The 16,370-nt window shown below is 60.1% G+C and carries 12 protein-coding genes and 2 pseudogenes; 4 read left to right on the top strand and 10 right to left on the bottom strand.

Annotated features, from left to right (window positions below; genetic code table 11):
- The coding region (locus AC1D2N_RS03765) for a glutathione S-transferase C-terminal domain-containing protein (RefSeq protein ID WP_477980758.1) at positions 1-293 on the top strand (293 nt) is incomplete at its 5' end.
- Positions 265-558 (top strand): annotated as a pseudogene (locus tag AC1D2N_RS03770) (transposase zinc-binding domain-containing protein); the annotation flags it as partial. The gene AC1D2N_RS03765 and the pseudogene AC1D2N_RS03770, both read left to right, overlap by 29 nt.
- A gap of 211 nt (positions 559-769) precedes the next feature.
- Here the strand turns inward: AC1D2N_RS03770 and AC1D2N_RS03775 are convergent.
- A complete protein-coding gene (locus tag AC1D2N_RS03775) occupies positions 770-1,888 on the bottom strand; it encodes an alkene reductase (RefSeq protein WP_130653723.1) in 1,119 nt (372 codons plus the stop codon).
- Positions 1,889-2,042: 154 nt separating this feature from the next.
- Between AC1D2N_RS03775 and AC1D2N_RS03780 the strand changes: the two genes are divergently transcribed.
- Complete coding sequence (locus AC1D2N_RS03780; RefSeq protein ID WP_027687800.1) at positions 2,043-2,402, top strand: winged helix-turn-helix transcriptional regulator; 360 nt, start codon at positions 2,043-2,045, stop codon at positions 2,400-2,402.
- A 50-nt stretch (positions 2,403-2,452) separates the two neighbouring features.
- Here AC1D2N_RS03780 and AC1D2N_RS03785 read toward each other — a convergent pair whose 3' ends face one another.
- The 5 genes from AC1D2N_RS03785 to AC1D2N_RS03805 form a co-directional block, all read right to left on the bottom strand.
- Positions 2,453-3,331, bottom strand: a complete 879-nt coding sequence (locus AC1D2N_RS03785; RefSeq protein WP_130653724.1) for an MBL fold metallo-hydrolase — start codon at positions 3,329-3,331, stop codon at positions 2,453-2,455.
- Positions 3,332-3,461: 130 nt separating this feature from the next.
- Entirely contained in the window at positions 3,462-8,750 is a 5,289-nt protein-coding gene (locus tag AC1D2N_RS03790; RefSeq protein ID WP_477980761.1) for an AAA family ATPase, read from the bottom strand.
- A gap of 371 nt (positions 8,751-9,121) precedes the next feature.
- Complete coding sequence (locus AC1D2N_RS03795; protein WP_112908861.1) at positions 9,122-9,952, bottom strand: alpha/beta fold hydrolase; 831 nt, start codon at positions 9,950-9,952, stop codon at positions 9,122-9,124.
- Between the two features lie 275 nt (positions 9,953-10,227).
- Positions 10,228-10,662: a DUF302 domain-containing protein gene (locus AC1D2N_RS03800; RefSeq protein WP_130653726.1), complete on the bottom strand. Its 435-nt coding sequence runs from the start codon at positions 10,660-10,662 to the stop codon at positions 10,228-10,230.
- Between the two features lie 11 nt (positions 10,663-10,673).
- Positions 10,674-11,066: a DUF983 domain-containing protein gene (locus tag AC1D2N_RS03805; RefSeq protein ID WP_130653727.1), complete on the bottom strand. Its 393-nt coding sequence runs from the start codon at positions 11,064-11,066 to the stop codon at positions 10,674-10,676.
- Between the two features lie 366 nt (positions 11,067-11,432).
- Here AC1D2N_RS03805 and AC1D2N_RS03810 point away from each other — a divergent pair, with 366 nt between their 5' ends.
- Entirely contained in the window at positions 11,433-13,187 is a 1,755-nt protein-coding gene (locus AC1D2N_RS03810) for a PAS domain S-box protein (protein WP_245494132.1), read from the top strand.
- Between the two features lie 70 nt (positions 13,188-13,257).
- On the opposite strand, the pseudogene AC1D2N_RS03815 reads toward AC1D2N_RS03810, so the two are convergent.
- From AC1D2N_RS03815 to AC1D2N_RS03830, 4 genes and pseudogenes are all read right to left on the bottom strand, one after another.
- A pseudogene (locus tag AC1D2N_RS03815) lies at positions 13,258-13,431 on the bottom strand (DUF1348 family protein); the annotation flags it as partial.
- A 19-nt stretch (positions 13,432-13,450) separates the two neighbouring features.
- Entirely contained in the window at positions 13,451-14,080 is a 630-nt protein-coding gene (locus AC1D2N_RS03820; protein WP_130653730.1) for a pyridoxamine 5'-phosphate oxidase family protein, read from the bottom strand.
- Between the two features lie 57 nt (positions 14,081-14,137).
- A complete protein-coding gene (locus AC1D2N_RS03825; RefSeq protein WP_130653731.1) occupies positions 14,138-15,106 on the bottom strand; it encodes an MBL fold metallo-hydrolase in 969 nt (322 codons plus the stop codon).
- 81 nt (positions 15,107-15,187) lie between these two features.
- Positions 15,188-16,162, bottom strand: a complete 975-nt coding sequence (locus AC1D2N_RS03830) for an alpha/beta fold hydrolase (RefSeq protein WP_425375831.1) — start codon at positions 16,160-16,162, stop codon at positions 15,188-15,190.
- Positions 16,163-16,370 lie beyond the last annotated feature (208 nt).

Genomic DNA, 16,370 nt, shown 5'->3' on the forward strand with positions numbered 1-16,370 from the left:
CAACGCTGTGGTTTGAAACCTTGATCAAGCCGTTGTTCGGCGGGGAGCCTGACGTCGCCGTGATCGAAGATGCGAAGACGAGTTTTCGACTCCATGGTCGCGTGCTCGACGATCATTTGGCCAAGAACAGCGTCGCCGTCGGGAAGACAGTGACTGTGGCAGACTTCGCATTGGCCGCTGCACTTCCTTTTGCAACCGCCGCCGGGATTCCAGTCGCCGAATTTCGGCATATCCAAACGTGGTACGGACGGCTTGAAGAACTGGATGCGTGGCGAAACCCTTTCCCGGCATAAAGAGGTACGGCCATGTTCACTTGGCTGGCGCGGCTGTTTCCGGAGAGTGTTTTCGGCGCTCACCGGAATTATACGTCTCCGTGTCGGGGCCTGCGAGGATTGCGGAGAATGGCGCATTTCCTACAATTCCTGCCGGAACCGGCACTGCCCGAAGTGCCAGGGCGCCGCCGCACGCACATGGCTCGCCGAGCGCGAGGCTGATCTCTTGCCGGTCGGATACTTCCATGTCGTCTTCACGCTGCCTGCCGAGGTCGCCGCGATTGCACCCGGCTGGCGCCTTGCCGCGCAGTTGGATCGCGGCCCTGGCCGAGGCGATCCCACCGGAGACTTTCTCGTCGTCGCCGCTGGCGACAATCATCCATCGACGGCTTGATCGGGTACCGGGGAGGGTGATCACTATCGCCAATCAGCACATCGGACAGCGGCGAGCTCGAGAATACTCGCGGCTGCCCGATGAGGAAAAGTTGTAAGGCATCCTAGCTCGCGCCGACTTGTTCGGTCGCGGTCGGATAGTCAACATAGCCCGCGGCCCCGCCGCTATAGTATGTATCGGGATTGCTGGGGCTGAGTTTGAGATCATTGGAGAAGCGCTCGACCAAGTCCGGGTTGGAGATGAACGGCGCGCCGAAGGCAACAGCATCGGCGAAGCCATCGCGCACCAGTGCATAGCCAGTATCAAAGGTGTAACCGCCATTGGCAATCAGAGTGCCGGAATAGAGCGGCCGGAAGTGCTTCGCGACGCCTTCGCCGAGAATTTCCACTGGTGTCCCAGTCAGATCGTTTATGGGATTCATCAGATGGAGATAAGCGAGATGCCGCTTCGACAATTGACCGATCATATGTTCGAAAGTCGCCAACGTTTCGGATCCAGCGATGAAATTCCCGACGCCAGTCAAAGCGGGACTGAGCTTGATCCCAACGCGTCCTGGTGCCCAGGAGTCTACAAGGGCGTCGACAATCTCAAGGGGAAACCGGGCGCGGTTTTGGGGTGTGCCGCCATAGTCATCCGTTCTCTGGTTGAGGCCTTCATAAAGAAAGGTTGGAATCAGGTAAGTGCTAATGCCATGTAGCTCGACTCCATCAAACCCGGCAGACTGTGCCAGGCGGGCAGCTTTGGCATAATGTTCCACAGTCCGGGCGATATCGCTCCGACCCATCGCTCGGGGCGTCACGGTATCTTTAAACCCATCTGGCGTATACGCTTTCAATCCTGGGTTCACGGGCGATGGGGCCAGCGGCAGAGCGCCATCGAGCAGGTCTGGATGCGATGATGATCCGATGTGGCCGAGCTGGACGAAGATGCGACCTCCAGCCTGGTGGACGGCGTCCGTGACCCGGCGCCACCCATCGGCCTGTTCCTGAGTGTAAATGCCAGGCACATTTATGAAACCGACGCCCTCGCGGCTCGGCCAAGTCCCCTCAGTGAGAATAAGGCCGGCGGATGCGCGCTGTGCGTAATATCGTGCCTGGAGCTCATTGGGAACGAAGCCGGGATTGTCCGTCCGGGCACGGGTCATGGATGCCATGATGATGCGGTTGGGTAGGTCAACGTCGCCCAGGCGGATTGGATCTAGCAAGGTATGGCTTCTGTTCATGTCTATTCACCTTTGTTGGTAGCGCTATCCGCGGCTTTGCGCCTGAATGGAGAGCGACGATGCCCGTCGACATCGCAGCGCATTTCACGTAAGACGAAGCATACCTGCAATCCAGTACCCACTATTTCGTAAGTGTCTGATTTTGGAGATGACAATGACTGAGACGAATTTCCAATGCGGTCTGGAAGCGGCTCTCCAAATCCTCGGGGGCAAATGGAAGCCGCTCATCCTCTTTCATCTGGCCAGCGGGGCCAAACGCACCGGTCACCTCCGCAGGCTCGTGACCAATGTGAGCGAGAAGATGTTGATCCAGCATCTCAAGGAAATGGTTGATGATGGTGTTGTTCGTCGTATCGACTTCCAGACGGTCCCGCCTCACGTCGAGTACGAGCTGACCGACTTCGGCCATAGCTTGGCCAGCGTTCTCGCCCCGTTGTGCGAATGGGGGACGCGCCACTCTTCCGAGGTCGCCATCATCGTCCAGAATCGAAGCCGAGCCTCAGCGGCGGCCTAGCGCCCCTTGTTGGCCATTGCGGATCCAAGCCTAAGCAGCAGTACAACTCCTCAGCCGCGTTGGAAACGGTAAGCTGTCCCATTTCGCTCGACATACCCTACCCCCGGATAGGTCCAATGGTATCCGAGCACTCGAAGCCTCTCGTTCGCCGCCTTGTCCAGCAAGGCGGCCCTGTTCGTGAGGGCGATCTCCGGCTCCGTGTCAAACCCGAAATGCCACTTCGGATTTTCGAAGGAGAATATGTTGTTCGGGATGACGTCGCCGGCGATCATGAGGCTCCCGTCTCCCGCCAGTTCCAGAGATATGTGCCCTGGTGTATGCCCGCGTGTGCTGACCACGTTCATGCCCGATACGATCTCGTCTCCAGGCTTCACCATCGTCAGCGTGTCCTTGACGGCGAAGAGATCGCGCTGGGCGCCGCGTGCGAATGCGTGCAAGGCCTCCGGCATCTTCTGCTCGTAGTCTGGGTCCGTCCAGAACGACCACTCGGCTTCATTGACGTAGTAGTGGGCGTTCGGAAAGAGCAGAGACCCGTCGGCCTTCGTCGTCCCGCCGGAATGATCCGGATGGACGTGGGTGAAGACGACCCTGGTGATAGATGCCGGATCAACGCCGAACGAAGACAGGTTCTCCGCAAGCCGGCCGTCGCTCGGTTGGAAATTTCCTCCTGCGCCGGTGTCGACAAGAATGAGATCGTTTCCGTGGCGGATGAGCGGGATGTTCGTGTGCAGCGGTGCGCTGTCTGCGTCGCCTCCGAGCCGGCCGAGAATGCTTCGCCTGTCTTCCGGGTTTCCGTCCGGCATGAGAATGTCCGATGTCAGGGTGATGTACCCGTCGCTGAGAACAGTGATCTCGAAGCGGCCGTGCTTGAGCTTGTGAAATCCGTCCGCGAGCGCGCCTGGCGGGCGGATCGCCTTTTCTGAAGACATCTCGATCTCCTTCATTTAATCGGCACACGTGGATGTCCGCGCGAACGTCAGGAGTTTGCCCTCTGCTCTTTGGGAAGGCGAGTGTATTCCTGTGAGTTCTTGTAAGGCGTCGGAAAATCGGGAACCAGGGTCAGGTGGCAGCAGCCTTCAGGGTGAAGGAGAACACGCTTCCGTCCGGCTCGTTCGGCGACACCCAAAGTCGTCCTCCGTGGGCTTCGACGATCGAACGGCAGATCGACAATCCCATCCCCAGACCGCCAGGCTTCGTCGTGAAGAATGCTTCAAATATCTGATCCAACTTTGCCGGCTCGACGCCCGGTCCGCTGTCGGCAATGGAGATCGAGACCTTTCCGTTGCCCGACAGCTCCGAAGTGACTTGCAGGCGCCGGGGTCCGTTCTCGGAGGATCCTATCGCCTCGACGGCATTCAGGATCAGGTTGAGGACGACCTGCTGCAACTGAATTCGGTCTCCGATAGCCGAGCCGGCGCCCGCAGACAGAACCTTCTGGAGAGTGATCCCGTGGCGTTGAAGCTCGCCTCGTGTGAGCACAAGGACGTCTTCGATCATGGCATTGACGTCAACGTCTTCCATTATCAGAGGCGACTTCCTCGCCAAGGCGCGGATACTCGTGATGACGTCGCCTGCGCGATGACCGTCACGGATGATCCGCTCGGCCGCCTGCCGGGCCTCATCGACGTCGAGCTGGTCGTCACTCAGCCAGCGCAGGCAGGTAGCCGCGTTCATAACGATGGCCATCAAAGGCTGATTGACCTCGTGTGCGATCGACGCCGTCAGTTCACCCAGGGCCGTGAGCCGGCCGGCGCGCGCGAGCACTTCCTGCGCTTCCTCGATGCGCTTGAGATCGTCGATGTCGGTGTGGGTGCCGAACCACTTCAAAATCGCTCCCGTTTCGTCACGCATGGGCGATCCCCGCACAAGGAAGACCCGCGAAACCCCGTCATGTCGAACAATCCTCGCCTCTATCTCCCCGGCAGTTCCGGTCTGAACGAGCTCGGTCCACTTTCGGACGACTTTGTCCCTGTCTTCGGGGTGATATGAATCCACCCACCCGCCGGCGCGCGCGCGGTCGGGAGAAATTCCCGTGTAGTCGTGCCACTGCTTGTTGAATGCAGGGTAGAGACCGTCCGGCTCCGTGTTCCACGCCTGGGCCGGGATCATGTCGTACGAGACGCGAAGCTCCTCGGCCGCGCGTCGTGCCCGCTCATTGGTCTCCTGCGCCTCGCGATATAAAGCGGCGTTTTCGAGAGAAATCGCCGCCTGGGAAGCAAGAAGACGCAAAACTGCGACCTGGTCCTCGGTGAACAGATGGGATGACAGGCTATTTTCGAGATATAGGATGCCGACGAGCTGCTGCTGCTTCACCAGCGGGAGGCAAAGGATGGATGTCGAACCGAATTGCTGAAAGTAGACGTCGCCGGAAAACAGGTCAGCCTGCTGCGCATCGTCGAGAATGACCACCTCTCGGGTGTGGTTGACGAAGCTGACGACCGTTTCTGGGAACGCCACCCCGCCCGAGGTGGACAGCGACACGGAGACGCCTTTGTGATCGGTGACCGCCTCCGCCACGACCTGCATCTCTCCATCCGGTGAGAGGAGCAACAGCCCCCGGACTGCGCCCGAATGCTCGACGACGGTAACCATCAGCCGCTCGATCAGGCGATCCAGGACGATTTCGCCCGACACCGCCTGCGACATCTCCATCACTGCCGCCAAGTCCAGGTGGTTTCCGGGCGTTCCGGTAGAAGCCGATCTGGGCGGCGGTTCGCCATCGGGGTTCGAGCGATCAAGTTGGCGGAGCTTACCGAGCGCGCCCCATTTTGCATAACCGTCCCTTGCCTTGCGAAGCAGGGCGTCCGCGCTGGTGGTCAAGTCGCGAGAGGCGTAGAGGCGGGAGGCAAGCTCGTTCGAAATGGCTTCGTTTTGGACGAAGCCATAGCGGCTCGCCGAACGTGCAGCTTGCTCGTAAAGTTCGAAAGCCTCGAGGTCGCGGCCTTCCAGACGAGCGATCTCGGCCGAAACAAGGCTGAGGCGATTGCTGAAGTTCTCCGGACAACTTTGTGCCCAGATTTCGATCCGCTTCCGGTGCTGCCGTATTGCCTCGAGATGCGCCTTGCGCTCTTCGCCGGCGGAAATATCGCATTGGGCAGCTCGGGCAAGAGCGCCGTAGAAATGGAATTCCGCGACGTCGATGAATGACCTCGCTGCATGGATGACATCTCGCGCCCGCTGCTCGGCCTCGATGGCCGCTCCGTAGTCACCTTTAAGGTACTGCGCCTGGAGCTGCTGGATCCAATACCAAGCGAGGGGGAGCATCAGTTGTGTCCCGGCGCTCTGCAGATGTTGCTGGAAGGCGTCCTTGTCAGGCAGCACCGGTTCGCTAGGCGGACCGGTTCCCACCCCCCGGAGGGAACGGATTAGGAGTAGCTGTCCGATCGCAGAGTCGGCAGCAAGACCGAAACCCGTCTTTTGCGCCGACGCGAGGAAACTCTCGGCCTCCTTCTGCACCGTGGCCAAGTCCTTGCCCGCAACGAGCATGTGCGAGACCAGGAGCTGTGCTGTCGTGACTATGAAGACGAGGTCGCCCGCCTGAAGCCCCGCCTCGATAGCCGCCCTACTGAATGTTTCCGAGATCGGAAGATGTCTTGCCCAAGGCACCACGAAGGCGGCGTAGCAGGTGTAGGTGCGCGTCTTGAAGCGGTCGAGCCCATGATTGTCGACAAGCTCGATGCCGAGGCTGCCGAAGCGACTTCCGGATTCGAAGTCGCCGAAGCGAAGGCCCAACGGAATCATGAGTGATACGTAGGCGTAGCAGGATGCGTCGCAGTTTCCGTACCTCATGCTGAGGTTGGCCATCTGCACATAAATGCGGTCTTCGAGGTTACTGTCGGTCAGCAGCGCTGGAAGGATCATGTAGGCAAGCACGTCCATGGCCGCGAGCCAGTCTGGATCCGTCATCCGCGGCAGATCCACGAGCTGATCGATGCCCCGCCCTGCGAGCAGCCCTCTCATATCCTCGATTTCGGATCGGAGGTCATCTTCCGTCGGATGAGCCGACCAGTCGACGCCCATGTTGCGAAGAAACGCCAACCCCACGTCGACGGCCTTGGTCTGATCGCCGAGTGTGACATAGAGAGACGACAGCAGGCGGACGACCGCGGCGCCGTCGACGCGCGACGCCGCGCGGGCGAAGAGGTCCACCAGATTGGTCTCCGCCACTTCATGCGCGCCGGTCAGGAACTCGCATTCGGCCTTCTGAAGCTCCAAAGCGAACATCAGGTCGTAGCGCCGTTCCCGATGGCCGCGGTCGAGCAGGCTCAAACCAGTCGTGAAATATCGGAGTGCCGAAGGGTATGCCGCCGAGGTCTTCGCGCGAGCGCCTGCATGAAGAAACAGCTCGGCGACCTGTTCTCTCTCAGCGTCCGAGGTGATCAGACCGAGACCTCGTCCGATCTGGTCGATGACCTCGAAGACGCGGCCTTGAAGATCGCTCGGCTTCATCTTAGCGATGAGAGCTCGGCCGATCCGAAGGTGGATTGCCGGCCGTTCCTGTTCTGGAATGAGGAGATAGACCGCTTCCTGTATGCGATCGTGAGCGAAAGCGTAGCCGCCCTCCACATGCAGCAGGAACCGCGCCTGCACCGCCTCCCAGAGGATCGAGGCGACCTGCTGCCTGGATCTACCGGTCACGATACACATCGTCGACGATGATGCGCCACTGCCAAGACATGCCAGAAGTTTGACCGTCTCCAGTGTCACTCGCGGGAGCCGTAGGAGTTTGGACGAGACCAGCTCGGCGACGTTGTCGGTGATGCCCTTCGTCCTGATACGATCGGGGTCCCATGTCCACGTTCTCTGAACGGCGTCAAAGGCGACGAGCTTCTCTTCCTCCATCGTCGTCAGGAACTGAAGTGCGAAGAAGGGATTACCTTCGGTCTTCTCAAGAACAACCTTCGCCAGCGGAGCGACTAACTCTTTTTCCAACTGGAACGCGTCCGCCAGGAGATGCTTCAAGTCGTCGAGGGCGAGCGGCGACAGATGTTGTTCCTCCACGTGGATCGCCGCGTCTCGCATAGCCTCTCGCGTCGCAATGAATGGATGATCTCCGGAGACCTCGTCGTCTCTATATGCGCATATGAGGAGAAGATGTCCTACGTCAGGATCGACCGTGATCCACGCAAGGAGCTCGATCGTCGCCGCGTCGAGCCACTGCACGTCGTCGATAAAAAGAACCAGCGGGCGCTTCGGCAAGGCGAAGACGCTCAGAAATCGACGGAAGATCAGATGAAAGCGAGCCTTCGCCTCCTGAGGGGGAAGATCGGGTGCCGGAGGTTGTTCGCCGATTACAAGAGCGAGTTCAGGGACGAGGGTTACCATGAGCTGCCCGTTTGGCCCGAGGGCTTCGACAAGGGCCTGTCGCCACCGCGCGAGGTCTGCATCCCCGGAGCCGAGGATCTGCCTTACAAGCACTCTGAATGCCTGCGCTATCGTTGCATACGGTATGTTGCGCGAGTACTGGTCGAACTTCCCCGAGGCAAAAATGCCGGCGTGCGGAAAGTGCCTCTTCCGAAGCTCGTGCACGATGGAAGATTTGCCGACCCCGGCGGGTCCAGAGACGAGGACGACCTCCGCCCTGCCGGAGGATTTCACTCGCTCGAACGCCGCGGAGATGGCGTCGCTTTGGCGCGAGCGACCGTAAAGGCCTTCGGGCACGCGGATCCGATCGCCCGCATCTTCTGTGGCGACGTCGAACTGATGAACGCGCCCGCTCTGCCGCCAACTGTCCAAACACCGCATGAGATCAGCTTCGAGCCCTGCGGCGGTCTGGTATCGCTGCTCGGGCTTCTTCGCGAGAAGCCTCAGGACTATGGCTTCGAGCGTCGGGGCAACGTCATCATGTCGTTGACCGGGCGGAATCGGCTGCCGGGCGACATGCGCATGGATCCACTCTACTGCATCCGTAGCGATGAACGGCAGCTCCCCCGTCAGGATTTGGTAGAGGACGACTCCGAGCGAATAGAGATCGCTGCGGGCATCGACCGCCCGCTTCACCCGCCCGGTCTGTTCAGGCGAAATGTAGGCGAGATCTGCGACGTCGATCGAAAGAACGACAGGCTGGTCCTTTGGCATCGCGAGATCGGCCTTGTCGAAGCCGGTCAACCAGACCCTCCCGGAGGGATCGACGAGGAGATTGTCAGGCCGGACGTCTTTGTGGACGAGGCCGGTAGCATGGGCCTTTCTTAGTGACGCCGCCGCATTCGTGGCGACGACCATGAACCGTTCGATCTCGAAAGGCTTTCCGACAAGGTTGCCTAGAGGCGTCCCTCCATCATCCGACAGCACGAGAACCGGTCGTCCTTCGTGATGCTCGAGCGCCAACGGCTTTGCCGCCCAGGACACGTCGAGTCTTTCCGCGAGGGCAAGTTCGCGTTCAAGACGTCGGAGGCCTTCTTCGGCGTCGCTCGCCTGAACAGGACCCTTAAGCAGGACTGAGGCGTTTTTCTCCGGCGACCAGCCACGGTAAAGTACGAAGTTGCCGTTCTCCCATAATATCCGAGGTTGGTATCGAGACACGTCCATCACGATGCTCCCAGCGGCCCGGCTCTCAGGAGGTCGCCCGGCCCGACCCGGCCCAGATCACCGGTCGCGAACGCCTGGACGAACGACTTCGATCCTAGAACATTTCGTCGATGGAGGTACAAAAAGTTTCTCAGCAACTCCTCGGTCGTTTCGAGCGATGAAGGGAGATTTGCGCCGACCGCATCACTAAGTCAGGCTTTGATGAACGCCAGGATGTCCGGATTGAGCACCTCGGGGTGCGTCGACAGCATCCCATGCGGATATCCATCGTATAGCTTCAAGGTGCCGTGCTGCAGGAGTTTGATTGAAAGCTCGGCCGCATCTTTGTAGGGCACGATCTGATCGTCGGTTCCGTGAATGACGTAGACCGGGACGTCGATCTTCTTCAGATCTTCGGTGAAGTCCGTTTCGGAAAACGCCTTGATGCACTCGTAATGCGCGTTCGCGGCGCCCATCATGCCCTGCCTCCACCAGTTATTGATCAGACCCTGAGAGATTTTGGCATCCGGGCGGTTGAACCCATAGAAAGGGCCGGTCGGAACGTCGATGTAAAACTGTGCCCGGTTCGCGGCGAGCGCCTTGCGCAATCCGTCGAAGACGTCGATCGGTAGGCCGCCTGGGTTTTTGTCCGACTTCAGCATGACCGGAGGAACTGCGCCTGCGATGACCGCCTTCGCCACCCTGCCCGGCTTCGCCCGCGCGACGTAATGAACGACCTCGCCGCCTCCGGTGGAGTGACCGATGTGAACCGCCTTTTTGAGATCGAGCGCTTCCGCGACTTCCGCGACGTCGGCTGCGTAGGTGTCCATCTCGTGGCCGGTACGGCTCTGCGAGGAACGGCCATGGCCACGACGGTCGTGCGCGATGACCCGGAACCCTTCCCCAAGGAAGAAGAGCATCTGGTTGTCCCAGTCGTCGCCACTCAGCGGCCAGCCGTGATGGAAGACGATCGGCTGCGCGTCCTTCGGTCCCCAGTCCTTGTAGAAGATCTCGGTTCCGTCCTTCACCTTCACAGTACCCATGAACTTGTTCTCCATTGTTGCTTGTTGCGGTTTGGTGGCGGCTGAAGCCGACGGACCGACCGCAAGTGCGATCGCGGCGGCGGATCCTGCGAGGAGAGCATCTCGTCTCGTAAGGGAAATGTCTGACGTCGGTGTCATCGGGAGAACCTCCAGTTCGTGGTTCGAGGCTACAGCAAGACTATCGACGCGCACCGGCCGCCTCTTGGAACGGAACGATTGTTGCGTCCTGATGGCAGCCGGTCTTTCGAAAACGTCCGTTTCAATCGGGCGGTCGGCTATGCCAGATCGCCGCCGTTGTTATGATCTCGAGTAGCAGTTGGGCAACCGCCGCAGACTTCGTCGACGACCGCCTGTTGAACCGCATCAAATCGGGCCGCCACTTCGCGCTTTACCCCAAGTTCTTCGAACATCTCCGACATAGGATGGAAGGCGACCGCGGAGTTGCGCCCAGGGAGTTCCCGGACGAGAATTCGTAATGGCAGATCGAGGGCGGTCAGCGGCGTCTCCACCATGACTGGCGTTCCCGCCTTCGGATTGCCGTAGACGATCACCCGCGTCTCGGGCATCGACAGCCCATTGTCTCGTGCCGCCTTCGCGTGATCGATCTCGGCGAATACGGTCATCCCAGCCTTCCCGATCTCGCTCGCGACTGTTTCCAGCGCCTCCTGGAAGGCGTGGGTCGTGCATTGCTCGATGGCTTTTGAACGCATATGAAGCTCCTCTATTCCTGGCTGCCATCGTCCCCACGGGACAATTTCCCCTCCTCGGCCTTGTAGAAATACTGGCTGGCGACAAGCCACCCCTTGAGCGGGCGCAAGGGCGGAATGCACGTCAGGATCATGAACGGCCCGGTCACGAAGATCTGGGTCCAGATAGACGCCTGGTGCGCGACCGCAAGCCAGACCGACAGGAGCACCGTCGGAATGCAGGCGAAGCAGATCACAAAGAAAGCAGGCCCATCGGCGGGATCGGCGAACGAGTAGTCCAGGCCGCAGACCTCGCACTCCTTGCGCAACGTGAGGAAGCCGTCGAACAGGTGGCCGCGCCCGCATCGGGGGCACAGTCCGCGGACGCCCGTCTTGAGCGGCGACAACGGCGGATAAGGATCTTCCATGTCTGCGCCCTTCCGTTCACCCCATAGGGCTCATTAAGTCACTGGTTTCAATGGCTGTCGAGAACCATCCGCGATGGATGTCCACGGTATCGTACTCTGACGAAATTTCGGGCAACTTGCCGATATCAGGCGTCCTGCTACTCTGCACCTCGGCGACATCCGGCGGAACGGACCATGGATGCAACGGAAGGCATGCGATTGCTGCGAGCGCTGTCCGCCGATGCGGATCGCGACAGTATCGTCGATGCGCTTTCGAATGCCTGCCTGAAGTTCGACGACGTCGATCGGGCGGAAGTGGTCTTCCTCCCGAACGAAAGTTCCGATCTTTTTCCGTCCTCGGTCATGTCCTCGCTCCGGGAAACCAAGATGCCGCTGTTCGCGGCAGGATTTGATGTCAGCGGCAACGATTCCGGTCTGCGCTGTGAACTGCTTGTCCCGCTCCTCGTCGGAGAGGACGTCCTTGGCACGTTGAGGATTGAAAGCTCCACCATCGCTGCGTTCGGAGCGGACCAGACCAATGCATTCGAACATCTGGCCTCCTATGCCGCATTGCGGATCGAGAAGGCGACCGTCGACTCCGAGCTTCGGCAGTCGCAGGAAAGAGCTCGCCTTGCCGAATGGGAACTGCGTCTTTCATGGGACACGCTTCCGGCCCATGCCTGGCATACGAGCCCGGACGGGAGGCTAGAGGACGTCAATCGACAGTGGTTAAGCTACTTCGGCCTCACAAAAGAAGAGTCGATGGGTTTCGGATACATGCGGGTTTTCCATCCCGAGGACCGGGAAAGGGTCCAGGAGTTATGGACGGGACTACTGACAAACGAGGTGGCGGGAGGCGTCGAGGCCCGCATGGTGCGTCGCGACGGCGCGTCGCGCACGTTCCTCCTAAGGGCCGTGCCGATCCGCGACGAGAGCGGCAAGGTCATCAAATGGTACGGGCTGAACACAGATGTCGAAGACCTGAAGATTGCGCAGAACCGAATTCAGGAGAGCGAGCAGCGATATGCGGCAACGCTGTCGAGTATCGGGGATGCGGTCATATCAACGGACGATCGGGGGCGGCTGACGTTTATCAACCCGGTCGCCGAGAAGCTGACTGGGTGGACGCAGCAGGAGGCCGCCGACAGACCTGTCGAAGAGGTCTTCAAGCTGATCGGCGAAACTCACCAAATCATCGTCGATCCGGTCTCCGAAATCCTAGGTCGTGAGGCCGATCTTACTATAGGCAACCAGTACGCCCTCCGGTCTAAGACCGGGCCAGAAGTCGTCATCGACGTATCGGGCGCGCCAATCATCGATTCCAGCGGCGAGATGAAGGGCGCGGTTCTCGTGTTCAGGGACATGACCCAGAGAAACGAGACATTGGACGCCCTGCGAAAGTCGAAGGAGGACCTTGCCCGCATGAGCCGCCTGACCGCCATCGGCGAGTTGGCGGTGTCCATCGCGCACGAAATGAACCAGCCTCTCATGGCTATTGTCACGAACGCCGCCGCGTCCATGAGCTGGTTGAAAGCCGATTCCCCGAACATCGAAGAGGCCATGCAGGCGATCGAGTGGGTTCTGCGCGACGGCCATCGAGCCGGCGAGGTGCTGAGCGGCGTCTTGGCATTGGCCCGGAATTCACGGCCGAAGGTCGAGCCACTGAGCATCCGCAGCGTGATCGAGGAAGTGCTGCTGTTGACCAAGAGCGAACTTCGACAGAAAGGCGTCCTCGTCGAAACCACCTATGATGCTACGGCCGATGCGGTCAACGGGGATCGAATCCAGCTCCAGCAGGTGCTAATCAATCTGGTGATGAACGGCGCGGACGCGATGGGGACAATCGAGGGCGAGCGAAAGGTGCTGCACGTCATCACGAGCCGGAGCAACGGATCGATTGAGGTCAGCGTCACGGACAACGGCGTCGGGCTCGATCCGGATACAGCGGATCGGGCGTTCGAGGCATTCTTCACCACCAAGGCGACCGGCATAGGCATGGGACTTTCGATCTGCCGATCCATCATTGAGGCACACGGCGGCCACATCTGGGTCACGACCGAGAAGGGCGCGGGAAGCACATTCAGCTTCACCCTACCGCCTCCACAATCCTCGCAAGAGCGATCCGCAATTCCTGAAGAATAGTGGGGAGTAGGTCGAAACTCGTGTGTAGGAGAGATGAAGCCGTCCACCCTGGTGGCAGGCGCCGATGCATTGCTCCTATGGCCGCACGCCCGACGACGAACTCCCCACAGTTCCGCCAATGGCCGTCGACGCTGTACGCCAAGGCGACCTTCGAGGGGTCGTAGGTGTTCCTGCCCTCCTCAGCCAGCCGCACCTTCTCGATCGCCGACCGCAGGGTAAAGGGAGGTAGCGGCGGGCGGCTCATTTGAGTCCTTCGAATGAAGCTATTTGCCGGAAGATTTCGCGGATTTGAGCGTGGCGATCTCGGCCTCGAGTTCTTTGATCCTCGCGTCCCTACTCTCGATGGCCTTCAGAACTTCGTCAGCCTCGAACCTGAGCGGAATATGCTGCGGGCAGTTCGCGTCCCAAGCTTCGACATGGAACAGGATCACCTGTTCCGGCCTGGCCTGGTAGTCTTTCGGCATCAACTGCTCTAGGAGCGCCGGGTCGTCTTCGACGACGCGGGCCGTCCCCCAAATCTTCACTCGGGACCGGCTGCCGTAGTCGATTAGGAATAGCTGCGCCTTGTCGTTGTCGACGAGGTTTCCCTGAGTGATGTACTGCCGGTTGCCGATGTAGTCCGCGAATCCGAGCGTGGTCTCGTCGATCACTCGGAGGAACCCAGGCGGCCCGCCCCGGTGCTGGATATACGGCTGGCATTCCTTGTTGGCGGTGGCCATGAAGATGCTAATCTGCTTCTCGATGAAGTCCTTTAGGTCGGGTGTGATCTCGGTCGCCCATCCGCCGCGTTCTTCCACGCGCGAATAGGATCGGCGCGAACCCTTCCTTGCCTGAATCTCCTTCACCGAAGGCGAAAAGGCGACGTCGCTCGATATATACTTCTCAGTCTCCACGGCCGCCTGCCCTCGTTTTGGAATCGGCGGCCCGACGCCGCCGCGGAGAGTTTCAGCTCAGACGCCCTCATAGGCAAGGCGGGTGAACAGCGCCGGCGATATTGCCCAGTTGCCGAAGACCGGATCCCATTTCGCCGTGGGCTTCGCGGCGATCGTTTCTTCGACGCTTCGACCATCCTTCTTCAGATTGGCGACGTTCTCCCGTATGCCGACGAGCATATCCCGCCAGGCGATGAGATCCTTTTTGTTGCCTATCTCGCCGTGGCCCGGAATGACGATCGTCTGGTCGTCGACCATCTTGACGTTGGCCTCGGCGGCCTGGATCTGCCCGTCGATGCTGCCACCGGTCGAATAGTCGATGAAGGGATAGACGCCGTTCCAGAACGTATCGGCGACGTGGACGACGTTCGCCTCCTGGAAGAAGACCGATATGTCGCTGTCGGTATGGGCCGGGCCGTAGTACTTCAGCGCGACCGTCTGGCCGTTGTGCTTCAACGTCTCCTCGTCGCCCTTCATGAGCATCGTCGGTAGCGCGCCCTTCGGCGACGCCGGGAAGTCGAAATCCCAATCCTCGACGCGGGTGGCGACCGTGAGATGCTTCAGCGAATTGGGGTGTGCCATGATCATGGCGCCTTCCGAATTCAGCCACTCGTTGCCGTCCGTGTGGTCGAAGTGCCAGTGCGAGTTGATGAGATGCTTGATCGGCTGCGGCCCGAGATCGGCAAGTGCCTTCTCGATGCGCGGGCGGGTCGCCGTGATCCCGGCGTCGACGAGGAGCTTTCCATCCTCTCCGACAAGCACGCCCATGTTCCCGCCAGAGCCGGACAGCGCACTAATGCCGCCCCGAAGCTTGGTCGTGGTGATGTCCGCCGCAGCCGCGGCCTCACGGATCTGGACGACGAGGCTCTTGGCGGCCGCGAAAACTTCGGCCGGCGTGAGCCATCTGCCCGTGGCCGCGAATGTCGCGCCACCAAGGCAGCAGAGGCAGAACCCACGTCTCGAGAGTGCGTAATCGTGCTTGTTCATTTCCGGCTCCATCACGTCGTGCCAGTTGCGGTGAAAGAGTGCCACCACGCAGGGAGGGGTGCGTGGTGGCCAGGCCTCGATCTAGTCGCGGCTAAGTTTTCGATCGAGGAAGTCGTGAATTAGCGGGGCCATCTCCGGCAGCTTGTCTTCGAGTGCGAAGTGGCCCGTGTCGAAAAGATGCATCTCCGCATGCGGCAGGTCGCGAAGATAAGGCGACGCGCCGTCGGCCGGGAAGATCTTGTCGTTTTTCCCCCAGACGATCAGGGTCGGCGGCTTCTTGTCCCGGAAGAACTTCTGGAATTCCGGATATAGCGGAACGTTCGTGCCGTAGTCGTGAAAGAGGTCGAGCTGGATGTCATTGTTTCCTGGACGATCGAGCAAGGGCTGGTCGTGACCCCAGTTATCGGGATCGATATTCGCGAGGTCGCTCATTCCATCGGTGTACTGGAACTTGGTCGTCTCCGGCTTGAACAGCACCATCAATGCCTGACGGTTTTCGGGAGTGTCGTTCTTCCAGTATGCCTTGATCGGGTCCCAGAACTCCTTGAGCCCCTCCTCGTAGGCGTTGCCGTTCTGGACGATCAGCGCCGACACGCGATCGGGATGCTTGAGCGCGAGCCGGTATCCGACCGGAGCGCCGTAGTCCATCACGTACATCGCGTATTCCTTGACATCGAGCTTGCCTAGGAGACCATCGACGATGTCCGCGTAGTGCTGAAAGGTGTAGGCGAACTTTGTGTGGTCGGGCGCGGCGCTCTGGCCGAAGCCTGGATAGTCCGGCGCGATCACACGATACTTGTCGGCGAGGATCGGGATCAGATTCCGAAACATGTGCGAAGACGTCGGGAACCCGTGAAGCAGCAGCACGACGGGAGCGTCGGCGGGGCCGGCCTCGCGGTAGAAGATGCTCGTCCCATCGATGTCCGCAGTATGGTAGGTGACCTGGGGCACGACAAGCTTATGTGCGACGACGACCTTCTTCGCCGCGTAGGACGTGGCCGGCAGGATCGTTGATGCAGACAATGCGATCGCGATGGCCAATACCGTTCTACTCATGATGGATCTGTTCATTTCAGCCTCCGGTTTTCGAATGAGGGCGCGGACGAGACCGCTCGTCTCGTCGCTGATTTCCCGTTGATTGCTACGCCCGGCGAGCGAAAACGACGAGCTAGTTGTCGTAAGGCGTCGTGAGTTTGCGTGAGAGGTCATCTCAGCCGACTTCGCCAGGTGGTTCGAATTCCTAGACCTTGGTCTAGTTCTTCAT

This window comes from Rhizobium sp. P1_B8 (genome assembly GCF_056406515.1).